Annotated in this window: 21 protein-coding genes; 10 read left to right on the top strand and 11 right to left on the bottom strand. The window is 72.3% G+C overall.

All coding sequences use genetic code 11. The features are described 5' to 3' along the window. Positions 1 to 365: 365 nt before the first annotated feature. The 4 genes from CHC09_RS03985 to CHC09_RS04000 are packed head-to-tail and all read right to left on the bottom strand — an operon-like array spanning position 366 to position 8788. Positions 366 to 3848, bottom strand: a complete 3483-nt coding sequence (locus CHC09_RS03985; protein WP_089291536.1) for an ATP-dependent helicase — start codon at positions 3846 to 3848, stop codon at positions 366 to 368. Beyond that, entirely contained in the window at positions 3845 to 7420 is a 3576-nt protein-coding gene (locus tag CHC09_RS03990) for an ATP-dependent helicase (RefSeq protein ID WP_203833016.1), read from the bottom strand. Before CHC09_RS03990 ends, CHC09_RS03985 begins: the two co-directional genes overlap by 4 nt. 40 nt (positions 7421 to 7460) lie before the next feature. Next, positions 7461 to 8009 (bottom strand): LOG family protein, encoded by a 549-nt coding sequence (locus tag CHC09_RS03995; RefSeq protein ID WP_089291538.1) that lies wholly within the window; start codon positions 8007 to 8009, stop codon positions 7461 to 7463. After that, positions 8009 to 8788, bottom strand: a complete 780-nt coding sequence (locus CHC09_RS04000; protein ID WP_089291539.1) for an LOG family protein — start codon at positions 8786 to 8788, stop codon at positions 8009 to 8011. The genes CHC09_RS03995 and CHC09_RS04000 overlap by 1 nt, the downstream gene beginning before the upstream one ends. A gap of 199 nt (positions 8789 to 8987) precedes the next feature. Here CHC09_RS04000 and CHC09_RS04005 point away from each other — a divergent pair, with 199 nt between their 5' ends. Next, on the top strand, positions 8988 to 9194 hold the full coding sequence (locus tag CHC09_RS04005; protein WP_089291540.1) for a hypothetical protein: 207 nt from the start codon (positions 8988 to 8990) through the stop codon (positions 9192 to 9194). Positions 9195 to 9216: 22 nt separating this feature from the next. Here CHC09_RS04005 and dapE read toward each other — a convergent pair whose 3' ends face one another. Further along, a complete protein-coding gene (dapE, locus tag CHC09_RS04010; protein ID WP_089291541.1) occupies positions 9217 to 10287 on the bottom strand; it encodes a succinyl-diaminopimelate desuccinylase in 1071 nt (356 codons plus the stop codon). Between the two features lie 76 nt (positions 10288 to 10363). Between dapE and dapD the strand changes: the two genes are divergently transcribed. Then, positions 10364 to 11311: a 2,3,4,5-tetrahydropyridine-2,6-dicarboxylate N-succinyltransferase gene (gene dapD, locus CHC09_RS04015; protein ID WP_179276931.1), complete on the top strand. Its 948-nt coding sequence runs from the start codon at positions 10364 to 10366 to the stop codon at positions 11309 to 11311. Position 11312: 1 nt separating this feature from the next. Here the strand turns inward: dapD and CHC09_RS04020 are convergent, their stop codons facing one another. Continuing rightward, positions 11313 to 12134, bottom strand: a complete 822-nt coding sequence (locus CHC09_RS04020) for a LysR family transcriptional regulator ArgP (RefSeq protein WP_089291542.1) — start codon at positions 12132 to 12134, stop codon at positions 11313 to 11315. Positions 12135 to 12203: 69 nt separating this feature from the next. Here CHC09_RS04020 and CHC09_RS04025 point away from each other — a divergent pair, with 69 nt between their 5' ends. The 7 genes from CHC09_RS04025 to CHC09_RS04060 all read left to right on the top strand — a co-directional run bounded on the left by CHC09_RS04025 (position 12204) and on the right by CHC09_RS04060 (position 18848). Further along, on the top strand, positions 12204 to 12806 hold the full coding sequence (locus CHC09_RS04025; RefSeq protein ID WP_089291543.1) for a LysE/ArgO family amino acid transporter: 603 nt from the start codon (positions 12204 to 12206) through the stop codon (positions 12804 to 12806). A gap of 47 nt (positions 12807 to 12853) precedes the next feature. Beyond that, positions 12854 to 13903 carry a DNA polymerase III subunit beta family protein gene (locus CHC09_RS04030; RefSeq protein WP_089291841.1) on the top strand — a complete coding sequence of 350 codons (1050 nt, stop codon included), beginning with the start codon at positions 12854 to 12856 and terminating at the stop codon, positions 13901 to 13903. A 107-nt stretch (positions 13904 to 14010) separates the two neighbouring features. Beyond that, positions 14011 to 14760 (top strand): class I SAM-dependent methyltransferase, encoded by a 750-nt coding sequence (locus tag CHC09_RS04035; protein ID WP_089291544.1) that lies wholly within the window; start codon positions 14011 to 14013, stop codon positions 14758 to 14760. Between the two features lie 480 nt (positions 14761 to 15240). Then, a complete protein-coding gene (locus CHC09_RS04040) occupies positions 15241 to 15723 on the top strand; it encodes a hypothetical protein (RefSeq protein ID WP_143232202.1) in 483 nt (160 codons plus the stop codon). 483 nt (positions 15724 to 16206) lie between these two features. Next, a complete protein-coding gene (locus CHC09_RS04050) occupies positions 16207 to 16872 on the top strand; it encodes a hypothetical protein (RefSeq protein WP_089291547.1) in 666 nt (221 codons plus the stop codon). Between the two features lie 333 nt (positions 16873 to 17205). After that, positions 17206 to 17811, top strand: coding sequence for a hypothetical protein (locus tag CHC09_RS04055; protein ID WP_089291548.1), 606 nt, complete (start codon positions 17206 to 17208; stop codon positions 17809 to 17811). Positions 17812 to 17846: 35 nt separating this feature from the next. Further along, entirely contained in the window at positions 17847 to 18848 is a 1002-nt protein-coding gene (locus CHC09_RS04060) for an SDR family oxidoreductase (RefSeq protein ID WP_089291549.1), read from the top strand. Positions 18849 to 18974: 126 nt separating this feature from the next. Here the strand turns inward: CHC09_RS04060 and dapC are convergent, their stop codons facing one another. Next, a complete protein-coding gene (gene dapC / locus CHC09_RS04065; RefSeq protein ID WP_218827158.1) occupies positions 18975 to 20072 on the bottom strand; it encodes a succinyldiaminopimelate transaminase in 1098 nt (365 codons plus the stop codon). Further along, positions 20069 to 20395, bottom strand: a complete 327-nt coding sequence (gene fdxA / locus CHC09_RS04070; protein WP_218827154.1) for a ferredoxin — start codon at positions 20393 to 20395, stop codon at positions 20069 to 20071. The genes dapC and fdxA overlap by 4 nt, the downstream gene beginning before the upstream one ends. An 82-nt stretch (positions 20396 to 20477) precedes the next feature. Here fdxA and CHC09_RS04075 point away from each other — a divergent pair, with 82 nt between their 5' ends. Continuing rightward, positions 20478 to 21440: a GNAT family N-acetyltransferase gene (locus CHC09_RS04075; protein ID WP_089291551.1), complete on the top strand. Its 963-nt coding sequence runs from the start codon at positions 20478 to 20480 to the stop codon at positions 21438 to 21440. 42 nt (positions 21441 to 21482) lie between these two features. Here the strand turns inward: CHC09_RS04075 and CHC09_RS04080 are convergent, their stop codons facing one another. The 3 genes from CHC09_RS04080 to mshB form a co-directional block, all read right to left on the bottom strand. After that, the gene (locus CHC09_RS04080) at positions 21483 to 21950 is read right to left on the bottom strand and encodes a hypothetical protein (RefSeq protein ID WP_089291842.1); all 468 of its coding nucleotides are present in this window, start codon (positions 21948 to 21950) and stop codon (positions 21483 to 21485) included. Between the two features lie 131 nt (positions 21951 to 22081). Next, complete coding sequence (locus tag CHC09_RS04085) at positions 22082 to 22573, bottom strand: hypothetical protein (RefSeq protein ID WP_179276932.1); 492 nt, start codon at positions 22571 to 22573, stop codon at positions 22082 to 22084. After that, a complete protein-coding gene (gene mshB / locus CHC09_RS04090; protein WP_089291552.1) occupies positions 22570 to 23454 on the bottom strand; it encodes an N-acetyl-1-D-myo-inositol-2-amino-2-deoxy-alpha-D-glucopyranoside deacetylase in 885 nt (294 codons plus the stop codon). Before mshB ends, CHC09_RS04085 begins: the two co-directional genes overlap by 4 nt. Positions 23455 to 23492 lie beyond the last annotated feature (38 nt).

Here is a 23492-nt window from a genome sequence, read left to right on the forward strand (position 1 = left end):
GGTCGATCGCTCCCGCCCATTATGGACGTGAACGAGGTAATAAGACCCGCATTCTGCGGGACTCGTGTCGCCGTACTGATCGCCCGTACCGGAGAAACCCGGGTTACGACAAAGAGCGCCTGGGGCAGACTTCCCCACAGGCGCTCCTGAGTACTTGGGAACCAAACTGACAACGCATCGAGAGTAGCACGGCGCGAGGCCGACAAGTGCTCGGCCTGCGAATGGCACGGCAGCTCAAGACGGTCCAACCGGGCTGGAACCGGGCGGATCGGCGACCGGTCCGACCCGGCCCCACCGCCCACGCGGGGACCCCCGGCGAGCCCGCCGGAAAGCGTCCGTGGCGGCACTTCTCTGACCGACATAGGTCAGAGGGCCTCCTCGGGGATCTCGGTGATCAGGGCGGCCAGGGCGGCGACGTCCATCAGGTCGGCGGGACGGACGGTCACCTGCTCACGGACGTAGTGGAAACCCGCGCGGACCCGCGTGATCGGCACCCCGGCCAGGGTGGCCCAGGCGATCCGGTAGGCGGAGAGCTGCACGGCGGCCGCCTCGGCCGCCGCGCCGGTGGGGCGCCGGCCGGTCTTCCAGTCGATCACGTCGAAACGGTCGCCGGAGTCCGCGAAGACCGCGTCCATCCGGCCGCGGAGCACCACACCGCCGACCGTGGTGGCGAACGGCACCTCCACGTCGAGCGGGGTGCGGTCGGCCCACTCGCCGCTCAGGAACGCCGCCTGCAACTCGGCCAGCTCCTCGTCGCCGGCCGCGTGATCGTCGGCGGCACCGGGCAGCTCGTCGATGTCGATCAGCCGGGCCGCGCCGAAACGCTGCTCCAGCCAGAGGTGGAAGGCGGTGCCGCGGCGGGCGTGCGGGGCCGGGCGCTGCGGCAGCGGCCGACGCAGCGAACGGGCCAGGGCCTGCGGGTCGTGGCGCAGCACCACCAGCTGCGAGACGGAGAGGTGCGGCGGCAGGGCGACCTCGATCGGGCCGTCCCGCCGAGTGCGCTCCGCACGCTCGGCCAGCAGCAGTCGTGCCTCGCGGCGCCAACGGGCGATGTCCGGGTCGACGGCGGCGGCCACCCGGTCCGCGGCGGTCGCGGCCCGCAGCAGCCCCGCCCGGTCGAGCACTGGGGTGGCCGGGGTGGCGGGCTCCGGCCGTACCGGCGAATCTCGGTCTTCGGACGGGCCTTGCGGCGAGGCGACCGGAGGGGAACCGGGGCCGGCGAGGCCCGCCAGGTCGGCCGCGAGGCCGGCACGGGCCGCGACCTCGGGATCGGCCTCCGCGAGATCGGCGAAGGCCTCGGCGGCGGAGGCGTCCGGGTTGGCGATCATGCGGCGGATCAGGTCGGCGGCCGTCGCCATCGCCGGACGGCGCAGTCCCAGCGGGTCGGCCGGCCACTCGGCGGTCGCCACCACCTCGTCGCTCGGGTTCGTCTCGCCGGGCGCGGGCTCGGGCGTCCAGACCGCCACCACCCCGGCGCCCTCCGCACAGGTGGCACGGACCTCGTCGAGGAAGGCCGACGGGCCGCGCGGACGCTTCACGCCGTCGCCCCACCAGTAGCCGGAGCAGAGCAGCAGGCGGCGAGGGCGGGTCACCGCCACGTACGCCAGGCGGCGCTCCTCCAACTCGTCGTGCTCGCGCCAGGCGCGACCGAACTCGGAGAGCGCGGCCACCACGTCCTTCTGCTCGACCGCGTCGTCAAGCTCCAGCTCCGGCAGGCCGGACGCGTCGCCGCGCAGCGGGAACGGCAGCACACCGATGCCGCCCAGGTAGTGATCGGAGCCGCGGACCAGGCCCGGCCAGACGCCACGGCACAGGCCGGCGACCGAGACCACGTCCCACTCCAGGCCCTTGGCGGCGTGCGCGGTGAGAATCTGCACCGCCCCCTCGACCACGTCGACCTGGCCCGGCTCCAGGCCCCGTTCCTCCTCCTCCGCGGCGGCCAGGAACGCGAGGAAACCGGCGAGCGTGCCGTTCTCGTTCTCGAAGCCGTAGCGGGTGGCGGCCTCGCCGAGCGCGTCCAGGTGCGCCCGGGCCAGACCGGCGTCGCCGGCCGCCCAGCCACGGACCGCGACCTCGACGTCCAGGCCGACGGTCCGCTCGATGTCGGCCAGCAGGTCCGGCAGCGGCTGGTCGAGGCGCTGCCGGAGGGCGCCGAGCTCGCGGCTGTACGCGGCGAGCCGGGCGAAGCCCTCCACCGAGAACTGGTGCGGGGAGCCGAGATCGGCCATCGCCTCGATCAGCGTGGCGTCGTCGAGCCGGTCCGCCATCACCTCCTCCGGCTCCGCCGCGTCGCTCTCGACCGCCCGGTCCGCCGCGATGGCCCGGGCCCGCCGGTGCAGGGCGACCAGGTCGCGCGGGCCGATCCGCCAGCGGGCGCCGGTGAGCAGCCGCAACAGCGACGCGCCGTCGGTCGGGTCAGCGAGCACCCGCAGCGTGCACACCACGTCCCGGACCTCCGGGGTGTCCAGCAGGCCACCCAGGCCGACCACCTCGACCGGCAGGCCACGAGCGCGCAGCTGCTCCTCGATCACCGGGATCTGGCTGCGGACCCGGACCAGCACGGCGCTGGTCGGGCGGCGCTCCAGCGGGATCTCCTCCGGCAGCGCCTTCGGCATCGCCGCGGCGATCCGCCAGGCGGCCAGCATCGAGTCGGCGATCCAGGACGCCTCGTCCGCGTACGTCGGCAGCAACGCGCACGTGACGGTCCGCCCGCCGACCGCCTCGGCCACCCGCTCGGCCGGCTGGAGCACGCCGACCTGGGCCCGCAGTGGCGCCGAGACCACATTCGCCACGTTCAGGATCTCGGGGCGGTTGCGCCAGCTCCGGGTCAGGCTGTGCACCCAGGCCGGCCGGCCCCCGGTGTCCGGGAACTCGCTCGGGAAGCGCTCCAGGGTGCCGGCCGACGCGCCCCGCCAGCCGTAGATCGACTGGCACGGGTCGCCCACCGCGGTCACCGGATGCCCGCCCCCGAACAGGTTGTTCAGCATGACCACCTGGGCGTGACTGGTGTCCTGGTACTCGTCGAGCAGGACCACCCTGTAACGCCCGCGCTCGACCTCACCGACCGCGGGATGATCCCGGGCGACCAGCGCGGCACGGGCCATCTGGTCGCCGAAGTCCATCGCCTCCAGGTCGAGTTTGCGCTGCGCGTAGAGGCGGACCAGGGGCAGCAGGGTGAGCCGGTGCTGCTGCCGGCGGAGCATCTCGGAGACGTCCTTGTAGACCCGGCCCGGGAAGGACTGCACCTCGGCGAAGAACCGGCCGGTCCAGGCGGCCAGGTCGTCCGGGGACCTCAGATGCTCGGCGAGCTCCGCGGAGAGGGCCAGCACGTCGTCGGTCACCGTGCTGGGTGCTCGGTTCAGGCCGGTCATCTCGCCGGTGTACGTCCGGACCAGGGAATCCACGATCTGCCAGCGGGCCGCCTCGGTGAGCAGCCGGGCGGACGGCTCGAAACCGCCGCGCAGGCCGTGCTCGGTGACGATCCGGGCGGCGTACGAGTGGTAGGTGGAGATGGTCGCCTCACCGGCGAACGCGTCGTCCCGGCCCAGCCGGCGGACCAGCTGACCGAGCCGGGTCCGGACCCGGTGGGACAGCTCACCGGCCGCCTTGCGGGTGAAGGTCAGGCCGAGGATCTCGCCGGGATGCGCATACCCGTTGGCGACCAGCCAGACCACCCGGGACGCCATGGTCTCGGTCTTGCCGGAGCCGGCACCGGCCACCACCAGCAGCGGCTGCACCGGGTGGGCGATGATCGCGGCCTGCTCCTGTGTCGGGGCGGGCAGGCGGAGCAGGCGGGCCAGCTCCGCCGGGGTGAAACGGGGGCCGGCATCGGCCCGTGCTCTTCTCATCGCGGGGGTTCCACCACTTGCCTGCCCTTTCCGGAGATCGGGCAACTGGTTCGGACCGGGCAGACCCGGCATCGGCTGTTCGCTATCGCGGAGAACGTAGCGGCCGCCATCGTCTCCGCGGTGCGGCGGACCATCGCGTGCGCCCACTGCGGATCGGTCGCCTCGGTGATCGGCACCTGCATCTGCTCCCGGGCGTCCTTACCGGGGCCGAGCTGCACCAGGGCGGCGCCGCCGCTGTCCGTGCCGTAGTCCCCGAAGGCGCCCGCGTCGACCGCCGCCTGGTAGCCGGCGAGCTGCGGATTCGCCGCCACGTCGGCGGAGAGCGCGGTGGACTTGCCGGTCTTCAGGTCGATCACGACGAGCCGGCCGTCCTCGTCGATCTCCAGCCGGTCCACCCGGCCGGTGAGCTGGATCGGACGGTTCTCGTCCTCCAGCCGGACGGTGAACTCGTGCTCGATCGCCAGCAGGCGGCGCGGGTTCACCGCGAGCCAGCGCAGCAGCTTGTCCACCATGGCCTCGGCGCGCTCCTGCTCGGGCCCGGCCATCCAGCGGGCGGCCAGCTCGATCGAATCGAACCGGGCCGAGACGTACTCGACCAGCTTCTCCCGGTCGGCGTGGGCGTCCTCGGCCAGCATCGCGGCGGCGTGCACCAGGTTGCCGATGCCCTGCGCCGGACCGGCCGGGGCCGAGCCGCCGTGGCGTTCGAGCAGCCAGCGCAGGCTGCAGCGGAGGGCGCTCTCCATCGAGGACGGGGTGACCTTGACCGGGACGCCCTCGTCGACGAGGGGGCGGTCGTCGGAGAGCGGGCGCAGGCCCCACCACTCGTCCGGGTGGGCGCCGGGGACGCCGGCGGACGCGAGGCGGGCGAGCTCGGCGGCGGCCGCGCGCCGCCGGCTGGGGGTCTCCGCGGTGGCGACGACGACGGTACGGAGTTCGGCCACGAGCGCCGCCAGCGTCAGCGCCCGTGGAGCCCGCCCCGTCGGCAGCTCGACGTCCCCGTCGGCCTCGCCGGCCTCGTCAGGCTCGCTCTCCTCGTCGGGCTCGCTGTCGGGCGGCTCGACACCCTCATCGGTCTCGCTGTCCGCGTAAGGCGCATCGTCGGACAGGTCAGAGCTGTTCGACGGCGGCGTGGAGTCGGGATCACCGAGGTCCGGATCCGACGGCTCGTCCGGCGGCGGCTCATCCGGCGGCGGTGGGACGTCCGCGGCCGGGTCGTCGCCGGGCCGCGGCCCCGCGGCGGTGAGCTCGGTGAGGAAGCGACTGGGCTGTTCCTCGATCGACGCGCCGCCCGCGCTCGCGGAGGCGACCGCGGTCACCACCAGCCGGCGGCGGGCCCGGGTGGCGCCCACATAGAAGAGCCGGCGCTCCTCGTCCAGCAGCGCGGACGTCTCGGCGACGATCGCCTCCGACCCGGCGGCGGCCCGGCCGGCGACCGCGTCGACCAGGCGCTCCGAGCCCAGCAGGCTGCCGCGCAGGCGCAGGTCGGGCCAGATGCCCTCCTGTACACCGGCCAGCACCACGACGTCCCACTCCAGGCCCTTAGCGGCGTGCGCGGTCAGCAGGCGGACCGCGTCGCCTCGGTCCGCGCTGGGCGCGATGGTGTCGGCGGGCAGGTCCTGGCCCAGCACGTGATCGAGGAAGACGCCGACCCCGGCGCCGGGCAGCCGGTCGACGAAGCGGGCGGCCGCGTCGAAGAGCACGACCATGGCGTCCAGGTCGCGGTCGGCGGCCTCGGCGCGCCACTGGCGGGCCCGGCCGGCCTGCACCTGGTCGGTGACGCGAAGGTTGCCGGTGCTCATCGCGTACCACCGGTCGGCGAGGCCGCCGGCCCGCCAGACCGTCCAGAGCACGTCCTCGGCCGAGGCGCCGGGCTCGGCGGCCGCCACCCGAGCCACGGCGAGCAGCCGGGCGATGGTCTGCGCCGGGCGAGCCCAGCGGCGCTCCACCAGGTCCAGCCCGGAGGGGTCACGGAGCGCGTCGACCAGCAGCTCGCCGGAGGGTCGCCGGTCGCCGGCGGCCGCCGCGAGCGCCCGCAGGCCCTGCCGCAGCCGCCGCTCGGCAAGCGGGTCGGCGCCGCCCAGCGCCGAGTGCAGCAGCGCGACGGCGGCCTCCTCGTCGAGCCGGTCGGGGTCCAGCGCGCAGCGCAGCAGCAGCAGGAACGGGGCGACCGCGGGCTGCAGGTGCAGCGGCAGGTCCTCGGCGTGGATCACGGTCGGCACGCCGGAGGCGGCGAGGGCCCGCAGCACCGAGGGCTGTTGCAGGGTGGCGGAGCGCATCAGCACCGCCATCCGCGACCAGGGCACGCCGTAGAGCAGGTGAGCCTCGCGCAGGGCGTGCGCGATGAAGGCGGTCTCCGCGGCGGATGACCGGAAGGTCCGCACGACCGCCTCGGCCATCGGTCCGCTCGGGGAGATCTCGTCCCCGGTGACCGCCGCGTCGGCGGTCGCGGACTCGTCGGCGGGCTCGGCCGGGGACGGGGGGAACATCGGGCGGTGGCCGATCGGGCCCCGCATCCGTCGGGCCACCCCGGACGTCGCGGCGAGCAGCGACGGCGCCGCGCGATAGTTCGTGTGCAGGGTGACCGTCTCGGCCGGGGCACCGGCCGCCGTGCGGAACCGGTCCGCGAAACCGGCGACCACCTCGGGATCGGCGCCTCGGAAGCCGAAGATCGAGGAGTCCGGGTCAGCGAACGCGACCAGCGGTTTCCCGCCGCCGGCGACCTGGGCGAGCAGCTCGACCTGGGCCGGGTCGGTCTCGGCGAGCTCGTCGACGTAGACGAACGCCAACCGGCGGCGCTCGGCGGCCAGCAGGTCGGGCTCGTCGGCGAGCAGGCCGGAGGCGGCCCGGACCAGCTCGGCCGGGTCGTAGGCGACCGAGCCGCGGGTGGTGGCGTCGCGCAGGGCGAGCACCTCCACATACTCCCGGAGGAAGCGGGCGGCGGCCGACCAGTCGTCGCGGCCGAGCCGGGCGGCGTAATCCGCCAGCTCGAGCGGGCCGATGCCGCGCTCGGCGGCACGCTGCATCAGGTCACGCAGCTGCTGGGCGAAGGCGCGGGTGGGCAGGGCCGGCCGCAGCTCCGCCGGCCAGCCGATGGTGTCGGCGGTGTCCGGGTCCTCCACCACGGCGAGCAGCTCACGGATGATCAGGTCCTGCTCGGGGCCGGTGAGCAGCCGCGGGGCCGGCTCACCGCGGTCGGCGGCGGCGCGGCGGAGCAGGCCGAACGCGTACGCATGGAAGGTCCGGACCAGCGGCTCGTGCACGATCCGCCCGGGGTCGCCGGCGATCCGCGCCTCGATCCGGTCGCGGAGCGCCGCCGCGCCGCGGCGGCCGAAGGTGAGCACCAGGATCCGCTCCGGATCGACGCCCTCGGCGATCCGGGCGGCCACCGCCTCGACCAGCACGGTGGTCTTGCCGGTGCCGGGACCGCCGACGACCAGCAGCGGACCGCCGGTGTGCGCGGCGACCCGGGCCTGCACGGGATCGTCGCGCAGGGCGGGCGCGGCCGGGCGGGGTCGCCGGACCAGGCGATAGGCCGGCCGGCGCACCGGATCTTGGGGGGCCGGCGTGTTCACGGCATCTATGAGAGCACGCCGGTACGACGTTTCCCGCGGGTCATCCGGCCGATGCGGCCTCGATCGCGTCCAGTGCGTCCGGCACCGAACGGGCGACCAGCACCGTGTCCATCGCCCCGGCGCGCACGAACTTCGTGGCGACCAGGCCGTTGAGCCAGGTCATCAGACCGTCGTAGAAGCCGTCCGGGTCGAGCACGACGATCGGCTTGTGGTGCACGCCGAGCGTCGCCGTGGTCCATACCTCGAAGAGCTCGTCCAGGGTGCCGAGGCCGCCGGGCAGGATGAGGAACGCGTCCGACCGCTCGATCATCACGTCTTTCCGGCCGCCCATGTCGTCGGTGACGATCAGTTCGTCCGCGGCGGTGTCGGCCACCTCCAGGTCGACCAGGCACTGCGGGATGATCCCGAGGGTGTGCGCGCCGCCGGCCCGGGCACCGTCGGCGACCGTGCCCATCATGCCGACGCAGCCGCCGCCGGAGACCAAAGCGTGCCCACGCTCGCCGATCGCCCGGCCGGTCTCGCCGGCCAGGTCGAGCCAGCGCTGTTCCAGCGTGCTCGACGAGCCGCAGAACACGCAGATCGCGGCCATCAGCGCTCCGCCTCGGCATCGGAGAAAGCCTCGTTGGCGTCCACGATGATCCGGACCGCTTCGGCCACGTCGTCGGTGACCCGGATCAGCTCCAGATCGGCCGCACTGATCTTGCCGTCGTCGAGCATCCGCTGCTTGATCCAGTCGAGCAGACCGCTCCAGTAGTCGACGCCCATCAGGATCACCGGGAACCGGGTCACCTTCCGGGTCTGCACCAGGGTGACCGCCTCGAACAGCTCGTCGAGGGTGCCGAAGCCGCCGGGCAGCACCACGAACGCCTGCGCGTACTTGACGAACATGGTCTTGCGGACGAAGAAGTAACGGAAGTCGATGCCGACGTCGACCCAGTCGTTGAGGCCCTGCTCGAACGGCAGCTCGATGCCGAGCCCGACGGACATCCCGCCGGCCTCGGTGGCTCCCCGGTTCGCCGCCTCCATCACGCCCGGGCCACCCCCGGTGATCACGGCGTATCCCGCTTCGGCGAGCGCGGCGCCCAGCCGGGTGGCGAGCTCGCACTCGACGCTCTCCGGCTTGCTGCGGGCCGACCCGAAGACGCTGACCGCGGGTGGCAGGTCGGCCAGGGTGTCGAAGCCCTCGACGAACTCGGAGAGGATCCGCAGGGCGCGCCAGGCGTCCTTGGTTCTCCACTCCCCGCGATGGTGCGAATCGAGCAGCTTCTCATCCGCAGTACTGGGTGGAACGGCCTCCCGACGCAGCGTGACGGCTCCGCGATGACGCTGCGGCGCGGCCGGTGGTCGCCCGTTGGTGCTCTCCGTCATGCGTCAACGGTAGTGCGGACGGTCAGTACCCGGTGAATAACAGGCTCCGTTTCGGTAAGAGGATTGCGGCGTGGAGACCTTTTTGCCAGATTGAATCAACGGACGGTAGCTCTGGCGCATCTGTACAGTTACCGAACCGCGTTCACACGGCAGGCACGGCGCCCGGCTACCGGGTGCCCCCGGGGAAGGGGCGAGCACCGTGACGAACCGATACGAGCGCCTCAAGATGCACCGTCGCATGCAACGGCGGATCCAGTTGGTGGTGGAGGAACGCCGCGTCGCCTTCGCCGCGCGGGCACCGGAGCCGGCCTTCGACCCGGAGACCACGATGGAGATTCCGCCCCCCGAGCCGCCGGTGGTGTTGCCGCAACGCGCGATCGGCCGCGTGGTGATCCCCCAGATCTGACGCCGGCCCGGACCTGCGTCGATCAGCCCGCCAGCCAGCGGTGCAGCGTCGCCGCGCCGTCCCGGATCCGGCCGATCTCCACGTGCTCGTCCGGCGCGTGCGCGAGGGACGGATCGCCTGGCCCGTAATTGAGCGCGGGGATGCCCAGCGCCGCGAACCGGGCCACGTCGGTCCAGCCGAGCTTGGCCGCCGGCTCGACGCCGACCGCAAGGAGGAACTCCCGGGCCGCCGGGGCCTCCAGGCCGGGCAGTGCCCCCGGCGCGGAGTCGACGACCTCCAGGTCGAAACCCTCGAAGACCTTGTGCAGGTGCTTCAGGGCCTGCTTCTCCGAACGGTCCGGAGCGAACCGCAGGTTGACCTCGACCGCGCACTCATCCGGGACGACGTTGCCGGCGACGCCACCGGTGATGCGTACGGCGTTGAGCCCTTCCCGGTACGTGCACCCGTCGATCGTCACCGTCCGCGGGTGGTAGTCCTCCAGCCTGCGCAGCACCTCGCCGGCGGCGTGGATGGCGTTCACCCCGCGCCAGGCCCGGGCGGTGTGCGCGCGCCGCCCGCGGGTGTGCACCACGGCCGTCAGGGTCCCCTGGCAGCCCGCCTCGACCGCGCCGTACGTCGGTTCGAGCAGCACCGCGAAGTCGGCCCGCAGCCATTCCGGATGGCCGGCCGAGACCAGGTTGAGCCCGTTGTACTCGGACTCGATCTCCTCGGCCTCGTAGAACAGGTAGGTCACGTCGTACGCCGGATCGGGCAGAGTGGCCGCCAGGTGCAGCGCGATGGCGACACCGGACTTCATGTCCGACGTCCCGCAGCCGTAGATGAGGTCGTCGACGACAGTGGACGGCCAGTTGTCGTTGATCGGCACCGTGTCGAGGTGACCGGCGAGCACCACCCGCTGTTCCCGGCCCAGGCCGGTGCGCGCCATCACCGTGTTGCCGACCCTCTTGACGGTCAGGTGCTTCGTGTGCCGGAGGACGTCCTCCACGCAGTCGGCGATCACCTTCTCGTCGCGGGACACGGATTCGATGTCGACCAGCGCGCGGGTCAGTTCGACCGGGTCGACAAGCACGTCCGGGGTCAGCGGGTTGGCCATGTGCGCACCATACAAGGCAGTCCCGAGCATCGGACGCCCCCGATCCGCGACCTTGCCGGCGGGTAGGGTTCACGTCGTGGATACCGCGATCTCGACTTCGTCCGCCTGGGGCATCGGCCTCGCCACCGTCACCGCCGAGGGGCAGGTCCTCGACACCTGGTACCCGGCCGGTTTCCTGGGCCTGGGCGACGAGCCGGCCACTCCGCCGGTCCTCCCGGCCGGCCTGGTCGGCCCGAAGCCGCTGCCCGGGCTCTCGATCGTCGAGGTCCGCACCACGATCAAGTCGCTGGCCGAGCCGATCGCCGACACCTCCGAGGCGTACCTTCGGCTCCACCTGCTCTCGCACCGCCTGATCAGGCCGAACGAGCTGAACCTGGACGGGATCTTCGGCCTGCTGGCGAACGTGGCCTGGACCTCGGCCGGCCCGTGCCCGCCGGACCGGGTCGACGAGCTGCGCTTCCTGGAGCGCGCCGCGGGCCGGCACCTGACCGTGCACGGCATCGACAAGTTCCCCCGGATGACCGATTATGTCGCCCCGTCCGGCGTCCGGATCGCCGACGCGGACCGTGTCCGGCTCGGCGCTCACCTGGCCTCGGGCACGACGATCATGCAAGAGGGATTCGTCAACTTCAACGCCGGCACGCTGGGCACCTCGATGGTCGAGGGCCGGATCGTGCAGGGCGTGGTGGTCGGCGACGGTTCCGACATCGGCGGCGGTTCGTCGATCATGGGGACCCTCTCCGGTGGCGGCAAGGAGAAGATCCGGATCGGCGAGCGCAGCCTGCTCGGCGCGAACGCGGGCGTGGGCATCTCGCTCGGTGACGACTGCGTGGTCGAGGCCGGCACCTACGTCACCGCGTCGTCGAAGATCGCGCTGCCCGATGGCCGGGTGGTGAAGGCCATCGAGCTCTCCGGCGTGAACAATCTCCTGTTCTGGCGGAACTCGCTGAACGGCGCGCTGGAGGCCCGCCCGCGCAAGGGCACCGGCATCGAGCTGAACGCCGCCCTGCACAGCAACGACTGATTCACCGCAACGCCGCGACGGCCGCCGTGCGAACGGCGGCCGTCAGCGTGTTCAGCAGGGCCGACTCGATTCGCCAGTACTGCCAGTAGAGCGGGACGTCCAGGTATCTGCCGGGGAAGATCTCGACGTAGCCGTCGGACTCCAGCAGCGGCAGCGCGTTCTGCTCCGGCACCATGCCCCAGCCCAGCCCCAACCGGATCGCCTCGTTGAAGGCCGCCGCGGCCGGCACGTAGTGGACGGGCGAGTCCCGCCGGTGGCCCAGCGAGGCCAGGAACCGGTGCTGCAACTGGTCCTTGCGGTTGTAGACGAGCATCGGCGCCGTCGCGAAGTCCAGGCCGGGCGCGCGGACCGCCAGATAGCGCATCGCGCCCAGCCGCTCCACCCGGCAGCCCTGGACCGCCACGTTCTCCGCGGTCACCGCGGCCATCGCGGTGCCCGTCCGGAGCAGGTCGGCGGTGTAGTCCTGGTCGTCGGTGTGGATCTCGAAGGTCGCGCCCGGAACCTGGGTCAGCACCGGCATGAACCAGGTGTTCAGCGAGTCGGCGTTGACCACGATCGAGACTCGGGTGCCGCCCCGGGCCTGGGCCAGCGCCTCCCGCTCCAGCAGCGCCACCTGCCCGGCGAACCGGACCAGCGCCTCGCCCGCCGCGGTGGCCGTGCACGGCTTGGCCCGGCGCACCAGCACCTGGCCGACCGCCCGTTCGAGTGCCTTGATCCGCTGGCTGACCGCCGACGGGGTGACATGCAGCGCCCGCGCCGCGGCCTCGAAACTGCCCTGCTCCACGACGGCCTGGAAGGTCGCCAGTTGTACCTGGTCCACGATTAAGTATTGCTAATTCATCCTGAAAATCTTTAGCTGGAGTGAAGGATGAATCGGTCCTAACGTCGGCTCGTGCTCACCTCCGTCCTCGCCGGTTTCGCCGCCTCCGCCGTCCTGATCATCGCCATCGGCGCCCAGAACGCGTTCGTCCTCCGCCAGGGTCTGCGCCGGGAACACGTCCTTCCGGTCGTCCTGACCTGTGCCCTCTCCGACCTGGCGCTGATCTCGGCCGGGATCGCCGGCCTCGGCGCGGTCGTGACCGCCCGACCGGAACTGGTCACCGCGATCCGGTGGATCGGCGCGGCCTTCCTGATCGGGTACGCGGTACTGGCCGCCCGCCGCGCGCTGCGGCCCGAAGGCAGCCTCGACTCGGCGGGCAAGGCCCCGGCCACGCTTCGCGCCACCCTGCTCACCTGTCTGGCCCTGACCTATCTCAACCCGCACGTCTACCTGGACACCGTGCTGCTGCTCGGCTCGGTCGCGCAGCAGCACCCGCACCGCTGGGGATTCGGCCTCGGCGCGGCGGCGGCCAGCCTCACCTGGTTCGCCACGCTCGGCCTCGGCGCGCACAAGCTCGGCCCACTGCTGGCCCGCCCCGGCGCCTGGCGTGTGCTGGACGGGCTGATCGCCCTGGTCATGGCCGGGGTCGCCGCGTCACTCTTGATCCCGGCTTGACCCTCCACCAGGTCGAGGCCCCAGGGTTCATCGGCGTGAGGAGCGAGATGCGGAACATCGGCGAGGTGGCCCGGGCCAGCGGCCTTTCGATCAGCGCGCTGCGCTACTACGACGGCGCGGGCGTGCTGGTCCCGGTGGCGGTCGACCCGGTGACCGGCTATCGCCGGTACACCGCCGAGCAGATCCGGGCGGCCCGGCTGATCGCCGGGCTGCGCCGGGTGGGCATGCCGGTCGCCGAGATCGCGCTGGCGGTGCGAGACCTCGAGCACCCCGATCGCGTACGGGATCGGCTCGACGCGCACCGGGCCCGGCTGGAGGCCGGCCTGGCCGACGCCCGCCGCGAACTCCTCCGCCTGCACACCCTGCTCGACCTGGAGGAGAACCTGATGACCCGGATCACCCTGTCCGCCGCCGACCTGCAAGCCGCCCTCGCCGCGGTCCGGTTCGCGGCCACCGACCCGATCCCCGGCGCGCCGTTCCCGGGCGGCGTGCTGTTCGAGACCGGCGACGGCACGCTCACCCTGGTCGCGACCGACCGGTACCGGCTCGCGGTGGCGACCGCCCCGGCCACGATCGAGGGACCTCCGGCGCGGCAGTACCTGCCGCTGGCCTTCGCCGACGAACTCCGGCTGATCGGTGCCGGGCCGCTGACCCTCGACCTCAATTCCGATTTCGTACGTACGGAGGCCGGCACCGCCGAGCTCCGCACCGAGCCGCTGGACGTGGACTTCCCGGACTACCGCCGGCTGATCGGCTCCGCCGGCACGGCGCCCCGCCGGATCCCGGTCGAGCGGGACGAACTGCGGAAACTCGTGTCCGATGCGCCCGAGGTGCGACGCGAGCACGAGGGAACGACCTACCCGGTCTCGATCCTCGCCGTTGATCCGGCCGGCGGCCTGCGCGCGGCCGGGGAGTCCGAGTGGAGCGCCGACAGCGACGCGCACATCGCGGTGAACCGGGAGTTCCTGCTCCAGGCGGTGGACGCCGGCGGCCCCGGCCAGCTGCTGCTCGAACTGGACGGTCCGGTGCAGCCGCTGACCATCCGGGTCGCCGGCGACGAGTCCCGGTTCTCGATCCTCATGCCTGTCCGGGCCTGATCGGGCCGGAGCGCGTCGAGTCGCGGATTGAACACGGTTCAGCCACGACTTCCGTGAACGGTGAGACCACCGCGACTTTGAGCGCACGCTCTGGTTACCGTCGGCGTGTGCGCAGCAGTCCGCCGGATGACGACCTCAACACCGCGGCGGCCGGCGCGTCCATGACCGGGTGGGAGTTCGCCTGGCTGGACGGCCTGGCCGTGGCGGCCGAGCCGTCCTGGTCGTACCCGGAGATCGCCCGCCCACTGGTGCGTCCGGCCGGCAGCCTGCTCGACCTGGACACCGGCGGCGGGGAGCTGTTGGCCGAGCTGGCCCCGCTGCCGCCGTACACCGTCGCGGTGGAGAGCTGGTCCCGCAACATCCCGATCGCACGGGAGCGGCTCGCCTCGTTCGGCGTCGAGGTGCTCACCGAGCTGCCCGCCGGGGAGAACGAGTTCGACGTGGTGCTCAGCCGGCACGGCCGGCTGCCCGCCACGGACGTCGCCCGCCTGCTCAAGCCCGGCGGGGTGCTGCTCACCCAGCAGGTCGGCAGCGACGACCTGGCCGAGCTGAACGACGCGCTCGGCGCCCCGCCGCCGCACCCCCGCCGGTGGGACGCCAAGGCCGCGACCGCCGCCCTGACCGCGGCCGGCCTGCGGGTCACCGACGTGCGCGAGGAGCACCCGGTGCTGGCCTTCCGGGACATCCGGGCGGTGGTCCACCACCTGCGCACGGTTCCGTGGCAGGTCCGGAACTTCACTCCGCTGCGGTACGAACGGGAGCTGGCCCGCCTCGCCGCGGTCATCCGCACCCGCGGCGAGTTCACCGTCCGAGCGCACAGGTTCCTGCTCCGAGCGCAGCGGCCGACAGAGGCGTAATCGGAAAGCCTCTTTCAGGGGAACGCTGCGGCGATCGGTTTAACCCGTTCGGGGCCGACGACCGGAATTCCTCCTCGAAAACTTCACCCCTCAACCATCGCCGAGACGGCTTCCGGGGGCGTTTCCGGCATATGAGACGAACTCGGGCTTGATCCGGCGGCTTGCCTCTGCTGTCGCGTATCGCCGCAGGTCAGGTGACCGCACCTCGGCGCGGCCACGCCGCTCCACGCCGGCTTCCAGACACTCGTGGGTTAGGCGTACAAGCCAAGCGTGGTGACCGGATCATCCGGAACAGGTCGACTGGAAGCCCTATCGCCGGGTCTGGGCTGGTCAGCCATCTTTGTCCCAGCGCCGGGACGCCAACGGGCTCCGGCTCCACCCGAATCAACGACGCGCCCGCCGTTCCGTCGCTCCGCAACCGCCGGTACGCGATGGCGCACACCCGATCCCCGTTCCAGGAGGAACCTCCCCATGCGCAACATGACCAAGCGTTCCGTCGTCGTCGCCTCCGCCGTCGCCGTCTCGGTCGTCGGAGCCGGGGCGGCCTGGGCCGCTTGGAGCCTCACCGGCACCGGCGCGGCGAACGCCACGGCCGGCTCCGCCGCGGAGCTGACCGTCACGAACGTCACTGTGACGCAGCTGACCCCGAACGTCACCGGCAACGTCGTCCTCACGGTCAACAACCCCAACCCGTTCCCGGTGCGGGTCACCGGGTTCACCTTCACCGGACTCACCAAGGGCCAGGGCGAGGACTGCAACGTGGGCGCCAACATCACCTTCCCGACCGGCACCCTTTCGTCGACTCCGGCCGACCTCCTCGTTCCCGCGAAGGTGGGTGCCAGCAACGGCACGAAGACGATCACCTACACCGGATCGATCCGCATGAAGGCCGACGCCGACGACAACTGCCAAGGCGCGGTCTTCAGCTTCACCACCGGCGTGAGCGCGAACAGCGAAGCCTGATCCCCCTCACCCCTTTCCGGAGGTAACGATGCGCAGTGACCGGTTCCCCCGCGGACGGCGCTGGGGTGCCGGCGCCGCGGCGGTACTTCTCTGTCTGGGGACAGCCTCCGTGAGACAGGCTCCGGCCCCAGAGCCTGTCTCACGGGACACCGCGACCTTCGGGCTCCGGGCGACACCGGTGAACGGGCTCTACCCGGGAGCGGTGCGGCGGAGCCGGGTGACGGTGACGAATCCATATCCGTATCCGATCAGCGTGCGGTCGATCGGGGCACGGGTCGACTCGACATCCCGGCGCGGATGCCGGCCGTCGGCGCGGAACCTTCGAGTCGGGCGGTTCCACGGGCGGCTACCGCTGACCATTCCGGCGCGCGGGCGGGCCGACGCCGGGGCATTCGAGGTTCAGATGCCGGGTTCGGTCGACGACGCGTGCCAGCGGGCCACCTTCCGGCTGGCGGTCAGCGGATCCGCGCGGACGGTGAACCGATGAAGCGCCGGACCGCGGTCTCCCTGATGGTGACCATCGTGGGTGGGGCGATCGCGGCCGGTAGTGGGCTGACCGCCTGGGCGACCTGGGCGGTCAGCGCCACGCCGGTCCAGGGCCTCGCCCAGACCGGGCAGTTGCCCGGCGTGGAGAACCTGGCCGTGCGAGCGAACGGCAAGAAGCTCACGTTCTCCTGGAACGAAGCGAGGTTCGCGTCCGGGGCGGCCGTCGGCGGCTACCGGGTGGTGGCGACCGCGGGCGCCTTCCTGGGCACCGCCTGCGAGGCCACCGGCGGGAGCCTGACCTGTGTGTATACCCCGTCTGGTCGGCCCGAGGGGACCTTCGTGGTGCGCGCGCTCGCCGGCTCCAAGTGGATCGGCCCGGCGAGCGCGGCTGTCACGTACGCACCCGGAAACGAGAACCTGGTCCTCGACGCGGCCGTCGGCGCGGCAGAGCCGACGAGCACCGCGACGACCGGCGGATCGAAGCCGAAGGCGAAGTCCACCCCGAAGGCGACCGAGACGGCGCCGACGACCGCGCCGACCGGAACCAGCCCGACCGCGGCGACCGGGACCACGCCGGGGCAGCCCACGGTGAGCCCCGGGACGGCCGGTTCGACCCCCACCGAGACGGCGGGGACCGCCGGGACGACGGCGCCGGCGGAGTAGCTCGGACGCCTCGACGGCCGCGGATTTGGGACAGCGGACCGCGGCCGCTAGGCGGGCATCGGTGCAGGTCACGGGCGCTGTACACGACAACGTGGACGGTGTGGCGGCAGCCTCGTGAGATGGCCGTTCCCTCGGCCGGGGTAAACCGGTCGGGTAGATCGTTCCGATTTATGCGCCTACAACGGCGGACGGAAAACCGATCACATCGGACATCTCTATCGGGGAACGTTGTATGAACGCCAGCCTGGCCTTTTCCACCGGCGTCCGAGGAGGAACGAGCCGCATGCCACACGTGAGCGACCCGCCCGCGGCCGCCGCCTCGAAGGCCGGCTCGTGATCCGGCGCGACGTCCTGACCGGCGCACCCGAGGCCGGCGGGAACACGGAGGGCCGGATCGAGCTGGTCGGCGCGGATCAGGAGGAGCCGACCTGGGAGGTGCGCGAGCCCCGGAAACGGCGGTTCGACCGCCGGTCGCGGGCCATCCTGGGCGCGGCGGCGCTCGCGGCGATCCTGGCCAACGCCGGGGCGGCCTGGGCGTACTGGAAGATCACCGAGCCCAGCCAGGTCGCCGAACCGGCGCCGGTGGCGATCGACATGGTGCTGCGCGCGCGGAACGACCTCGCCCAGACGCTACGGCCGGGAGACACCGGGAACCTCCTGGTGACGGTGACCAACGACAAGACCGTGCCGATCCGGATCACCTCGATCCGGATGGGACCGGGGAACGTGGTGGCCGATCCGGAGCATCGCGACGCCGGGTGCACCGAGCCGGGCGTACGGATCAATCGGCCGGTCTTCTCGGTCTCCTGGGAGGTCGCGCGGAACACCGTCGGCGCTTTCGCCGTCGACGACGCGCTGACCATGTCGAACGCGGTGCCGGAGGCGTGTGTGGGAGCGACCTTCACGGTGCCGCTGCGGGCGGAGGGCATCCAGCGCTAGGTTTCCCCGGCCCGGATCCCGGTCATTCATCGGCCATGACCAGAATTTCGGTAGTGACCGGTGCGAGCGGCGGAATCGGGCGGGCGGTGGCCCGGCGGCTGGCGGCCCGGGGTGACACCGTCGCCCTGCTGGCCCGCGGCGAAGCGGGCCTGGCGGGCGCGGCCGAGGACGTCCGCAGGGCCGGCGGCACCGCGTTGCCGATCGAGGTGGACATGGCCGACCACCAAGCGGTGGAAGCCGCCGCGGAGCGGGTGGAGAAGGAGCTCGGGCCGATCGGGCTCTGGGTCAACAACGCGTTCTCCAGCGTGTTCGCCCCGTTCATGGAGATCGAGATGCCGGAGTTCGTCCGGACCACCGAGGTCAGCTACCTGGGATACGTCTACGGCACCCGGGCCGCGCTGTCCCGGATGCGCACCCGCGACCAGGGCGTGATCGTGCAGGTCGGTTCGGCGCTGGCGTACCGCGGGATCCCGCTGCAGAGCGCGTACTGCGGGGCGAAGCACGCGATCCAAGGATTCACCGAGTCGCTACGGGTCGAGCTGCTGCACGACAAGAGCAACGTGCACGTGACCATGGTGCAGATGCCGGCGGTGAACACCCCGCAGTTCGGCTGGGTGCTGTCCCGGCTACCGCGCAAGGCACAGCCGGTGCCGCCGATCTACCAGCCCGAGGTGGCCGCCCGGGCCGTGGAGTACGCCGCCGACCACCCGAAACGGCGGGAGTACTGGGTGGGCGGGTCGACCGTGCTCACCCTGCTCGCGAACGCGGTCGCGCCCGGAATCCTGGACCGTTACCTGGCCCGGACCGGGTTCAAGGGGCAGCAGACCGACGAGCCGCGGCCGTCGGACCAGCCGGCCAACCTGTGGTCGCCGAAGGATGAGGCTCGAGGCGAGGATCAGGGGGCGCACGGTACCTTCGACGACCGGGCGGCGTCGAGAAGTCTGCAGCTCTGGGCCTCCCAGCACCACGGGCTGCTGGGCGCGGCGGGTGGCGGGCTGCTCGCCGCCGGGGCGGCGTGGGCGGTCAGCCGCCGCTGAGCCCGACGCCGGCGGCCGGCTCGCTCCCGGCTGCGGCCCTTGACCGCAGCCCGCACTTCGCCTGCTCGGGAAGCACCTCCCGGACGGCCGCGCCGGTGGCGACGACGACCGGGAGGCGCTCCGCCGTCAGAAACCTTCCGCGAGGCGGTCGGCGGCCGCGGCCACCCGCTCGTCGGTCGCGGTCATCGCGATCCGCACGTGCTGGGCGGCGGCCGGCCCGTAGAACGCGCCCGGAGCGGCCAGGATGCCCCGCTCGGCGAGCCGGTCGACGGTCTGCCAGCAGTCCTCGCCACGGGTCGCCCAGAGGTAGAGTCCGGCCTCCGAGTGACTGATCTCGAAACCGGCTTTGACCAGGGCGGCACGCAGGATCTCGCGGCGCGCCGCATACCGCGCGCGCTGCTGGGTCACGTGCTCCTCGTCCTCCAGCGCCGCGACCATGGCCGCCTGCACCGGGGCCGGCACGATCATGCCGGCGTGCTTGCGCACCGCGAGCAGCTCGCCGACCAGGGCCGGGTCGCCACCCACGAAACCGGCACGGTATCCGGCCAGGTTGGAGCGCTTGGAGAGCGAGTGCACCGCCAGCACACCGGTGTAATCGCCACCGGTCACCTCGTCGGCGAGCACCGACACCGGCTCGGCCTCCCAGCCGAGCGACAGGTAGCACTCGTCGCTGACCACGATCGCGCCGCGCTCGCGGGCCCAGGCGACCACCTTGCGCAGGTGCTCGGCGGGCAGGACCCGGCCGGTCGGGTTGGACGGCGAGTTGATCCAGATCAGCTTCACCCGCTCCGGGCCGACCGCGGTCAGCGAGTCGGAGCGGATCACCTCGGCACCGGCCAGGCGCACGCCGACCTCGTACGTCGGATAGCAGACCTGTGGGATGACCACCTTGTCGCCGGGCCGGACGCCGAGCAGCGTCGGCAGCCAGGCGACCAGCTCCTTGGAACCGATGGTGGGCAGCACGCCCAGGTCGCCGGAGGCGCGAGCGGCACGCGCCAGCCAGCCCGCGATCGCGGCACGCAGTTTCGCGGTGCCGGCGGTCAGCGGGTAGCCGGGCGTGTCGGCCGAGTCACCGAGGGCCTGCCGGACGACCGGGGGGACCGGGTCGACCGGCGTGCCGACCGAGAGGTCGACGATGCCGCCCGGATGCGAAGCGGCACGGGTCTTGGCCGGCTCCAGCAGGTCCCAGGGGAAGTCCGGCAGGGCCGACGACAGAGCGCTCAGTGTGCGTCTCCGCGCGGAGCCTGGGCCGCGACGAACGTCGCGTCCTTGTCCACCTTGCCGACCTTGGAAGCACCACCGGGCGAACCGAGATCCTCGAAGAACTCGTAGTTCGCGTTCGTGTAGTCCTTCCACTGCTCGGGGACGTCGTCCTCGTAGAAGATCGCCTCGACCGGGCAGACCGGTTCACAGGCCCCGCAGTCCACGCACTCATCGGGGTGGATGTAGAGCATCCGGTTGCCCTCATAGATGCAGTCGACCGGGCATTCCTCGATGCATGCCTTGTCGAGAACATCGACGCAGGGCTCAGCGATGATGTAGGTCACGGGTCTTTCCCTTCAAAGCCGCGCCGCGGGAACCGCCGACGACAAATGCAGAGCCTAGTATTCCCGCCGAAGGAGGTGATGCGTGCTCCGACAGCAGGATGTGGGACACCGGGTGGTGGTACGGCGAATTGTAGGCGTATCCGGGGATCGGCCGCTGTACACGGATGCGCTCGGCGAACTCGTGGACCTCACGGAGACCGAACTCACACTCGCCACCGCCAAAGGCACCCTGCGTGTGCCGTTGCGCGAGGTGCACCGCGCCAAACGGGTCCCACCGGCCCGCCGCCCGCACGCCGCCGCGGTCATCGCCCTGGAACTCGCCGCCGACGAGGGCTGGCCGGCGCCGGTTCGCGCCCGGCTCGGCAACTGGTTGCTGCGGGCCGCGGACAACTGGACCGGCAGGGCGAATTCGGCGCTCGCGGTCGGCGACCCGGACCGGCCGCTGGAGGCCGCGATCGACGCGGTCGAGCGGTGGTACCGGGACCACGGCCAACGCCCGATGGTCAACGCGCCGATGCCGCTGGCCGCTCCGGTCAACGCGATGCTGGACGAGCGCGGCTGGTCGGCCCGGCCGCTCACCCTGGTGCAGACCACGGTGCTGGCCCCGCTGCTGGCCGTGCCGGCCGACGCCGACCTGCCGCCGGTCGACCTGGCCGACTCCCCCGGCGACGACTGGTACGCGATGGTCGCCGAGCACAAGGGGACGTTGCCGGGCTCCGCTCTCCGCATCCTCACCGGCGTACCGGAGAAGGTCTTCGCCCACGTCCGCGACGCGGACGGTGACCTGCTCGCGGTCGCCCGCGGTACGGTCACCGGACCGGACCGCTGGCTGGGGATCTCGCTGGTCCAGACCGCGCCGGCCGCACGCCGCCGCGGCCTGGGGCGGCACGTCGTCCGCGGGCTCGCCCGGTGGGCCGCCCAGCGTGGTGCGACCCGGGCCTACCTGCAGGTGGAGGAGCGGAACACGGGGGCGGTGGGTCTTTACGGCCGGCTCGGCTTCAGCACCCACCACACCTATCTGACCCGCGAGGCCCCGCTGCCCTGATCGCCGGTCGCGCCCTCGACTGGGGGCCTGCACCGGCCAGGGTCAGCGGCGGACGATCTTGCGTGGGCGGGTCGTCCGGTTCCGGCTGTACGCCTGGAGGGCGCGGGAGCGGTAGTCGCGGCCGAGCAGCACCGCGGCCCAGTAACCGACCACGGTGCCGCCGATCGCGAAGCCGGAATAGAGCCAGATCTGCGCGAAGAAGTCACCGGCACCGTTCACGAACGGCTCGCTGCCGCTGAGAAACGGGCCCACCAGGACGGTCGCCAGCATCCCGGCGAGGGCGCCGAAGCCGATGTCGGGCAGCCAGCCGCTGGGGCGCCGGTGCTGGCACCAGACGAACGTGAGCCCGCCCAGCACGAGCGCGACCAGCGCGAACATCACGATCGAACCACGGCCCTGCGCGGCGTCCGACCCGTCGAATCCGATGCGGACGACCAGTCTGATCACCGCGTTGATCGCGAACAGGGCGCCCGCCAGCACCGCGATCCGGAACCAGCGTTGCTGCCTCATCAAGTCCTCCATGGGGAACACGTCGTGGCCGGGATCGTAGCGCCGGGGAAAACCTCGGCACTCGATCTCCCGGTCATCTTCGCGGATGGTGCGCGACGATTCCTAAAGGCAGGCTGTGAGTCGGCTGAAAGTCAGGCCCGCTTGAGCGGCTTCATGATCATCCGATAGGCGTACACCGCGAACGTGAGGCTGCCGACCAGGATCATCACCAGGGCCACCCAGTTGTCGCCGCCGAGCAGATAGTCGCCCTCGGCTGTACGGGTGCCGGCCGCACCCAGCACGAGCAGGGTCCAGAGGGCCCAGGGCACGCCGATCGCCCAGTTGCGCCCGATCGTGGTCGAGGCGAACCAGGCGAGCGCCAGGTTCGCCCCGACGGTCAACGGGATGGCCAGGCCGATCAGCTCACCGCCACCGGCCCAGACGCCGAAATCGCCGTGGAAGAGGTCGGTCACGCCGCCCACCCGCAGCACGCTGAGCTCGAGCTCGACCAGCGTGACGACCAGCGTGGCGGCCACACTGACCAGCACCCCCGCTAGGCGCAGCACGGCGTCCCAGCCGGCCCACGGCTCTTTCACCGGCGCCTCCGGGGCCGGCACCGCCTCCACCGTCTCCGGCATCGTCATCTGCCGTCCAGATCCAGGCCGGCGAAGAGGTCGGTCTCCCACTTGTGCGGACCCTCGCCCGGGCCGCGCGCGCCCTGGGCCAGCGTGTAGTACTCGACGCCCATGAACTCGCCGCCGAAGTCGCCGGCCATCCCGTACAGCCAGGAGTTGTCCGGGATCTGGCTGGCGTGGGCGCGCATCGCGGCGGTCTTCTTCGCGTAGTGCTCGGTGCCGTCGATCCGGGCGGCGATCTCCTCGTCCGGCGTGCCGAACGGCAGATCCTCGATGCTCTCCACGCCGGCGAACGGGTTGCTGTCCGACTCCCGGAACGCCTCCATGCCGTCGCGCAACACGCTCAGCGGCTGCGCCGTCCAGTAGATCTTCGCCGGGCCGTCCGGGCCGGCCAGCTCGGCGGCGCGCATCGCGACCCGGTGCGCCTGGATGTGGTCGGGGTGGCCGTAGAAGCCGTTCTCGTCATACGTGATCATCACCTGCGGGCGGATCTCCCGCATGATCTTCACCAGGTGCGCGGCGGCCTCGTCCAGGTCGGCACCCCAGAACGCGCGCGGATGCTGGTTGGTCTCCAGCCCCATCATCCCGGAGTCCCGATAGCGCCCGGCGCCGCCCAGCATGCGGTGGTCGGTGACGCCCAGCGCCGCGCAGGCCCGCTCCCATTCGACCAGACGCCACCCGCCGAGCTGGTCGGCCTGCCCGGCGGCCAGCTGTGACAGCGCCGGGACGTGGATCTCGCCCTCCTCGCCGAGGGTGCAGGTCACCAGCGTCACGTGGGCGCCGGCGGAGACGTAGTGCGCCATGGTGGCGCCGGTCCCGATGACCTCGTCGTCGGGGTGGGCGTGCACCAGCAGCAGACGGCGAGCGGGCAACGAATCAGGTGCGGTCACGGCGGCTACTGTACGCGCGACCAGCGACAGGTTCGCCC

The sequence above is a fragment of the Actinoplanes regularis genome (genome assembly GCF_900188005.1).
GTDB lineage: Bacteria > Actinomycetota > Actinomycetes > Mycobacteriales > Micromonosporaceae > Actinoplanes > Actinoplanes regularis.

What these genes read in the sequence shown, in the direction of transcription:
- CHC09_RS03985 (WP_089291536.1), bottom strand. Translation starts at nt 3,848, where the DNA reads ATGAGAAGAGCACGGGCCGATGCCGGCCCCCGTTTCACCCCGGCGGAG.
- CHC09_RS03995 (WP_089291538.1), bottom strand. Translation starts at nt 8,009, where the DNA reads ATGGCCGCGATCTGCGTGTTCTGCGGCTCGTCGAGCACGCTGGAACAG.
- CHC09_RS04000 (WP_089291539.1), bottom strand. Translation starts at nt 8,788, where the DNA reads ATGACGGAGAGCACCAACGGGCGACCACCGGCCGCGCCGCAGCGTCAT.
- dapE (WP_089291541.1), bottom strand. Translation starts at nt 10,287, where the DNA reads ATGGCCAACCCGCTGACCCCGGACGTGCTTGTCGACCCGGTCGAACTG.
- CHC09_RS04030 (WP_089291841.1), top strand. Translation starts at nt 12,854, where the DNA reads ATGCGGAACATCGGCGAGGTGGCCCGGGCCAGCGGCCTTTCGATCAGC.
- CHC09_RS04040 (WP_143232202.1), top strand. Translation starts at nt 15,241, where the DNA reads ATGACCAAGCGTTCCGTCGTCGTCGCCTCCGCCGTCGCCGTCTCGGTC.
- CHC09_RS04050 (WP_089291547.1), top strand. Translation starts at nt 16,207, where the DNA reads ATGAAGCGCCGGACCGCGGTCTCCCTGATGGTGACCATCGTGGGTGGG.
- CHC09_RS04060 (WP_089291549.1), top strand. Translation starts at nt 17,847, where the DNA reads ATGACCAGAATTTCGGTAGTGACCGGTGCGAGCGGCGGAATCGGGCGG.
- CHC09_RS04080 (WP_089291842.1), bottom strand. Translation starts at nt 21,950, where the DNA reads ATGAGGCAGCAACGCTGGTTCCGGATCGCGGTGCTGGCGGGCGCCCTG.
- CHC09_RS04085 (WP_179276932.1), bottom strand. Translation starts at nt 22,573, where the DNA reads ATGACGATGCCGGAGACGGTGGAGGCGGTGCCGGCCCCGGAGGCGCCG.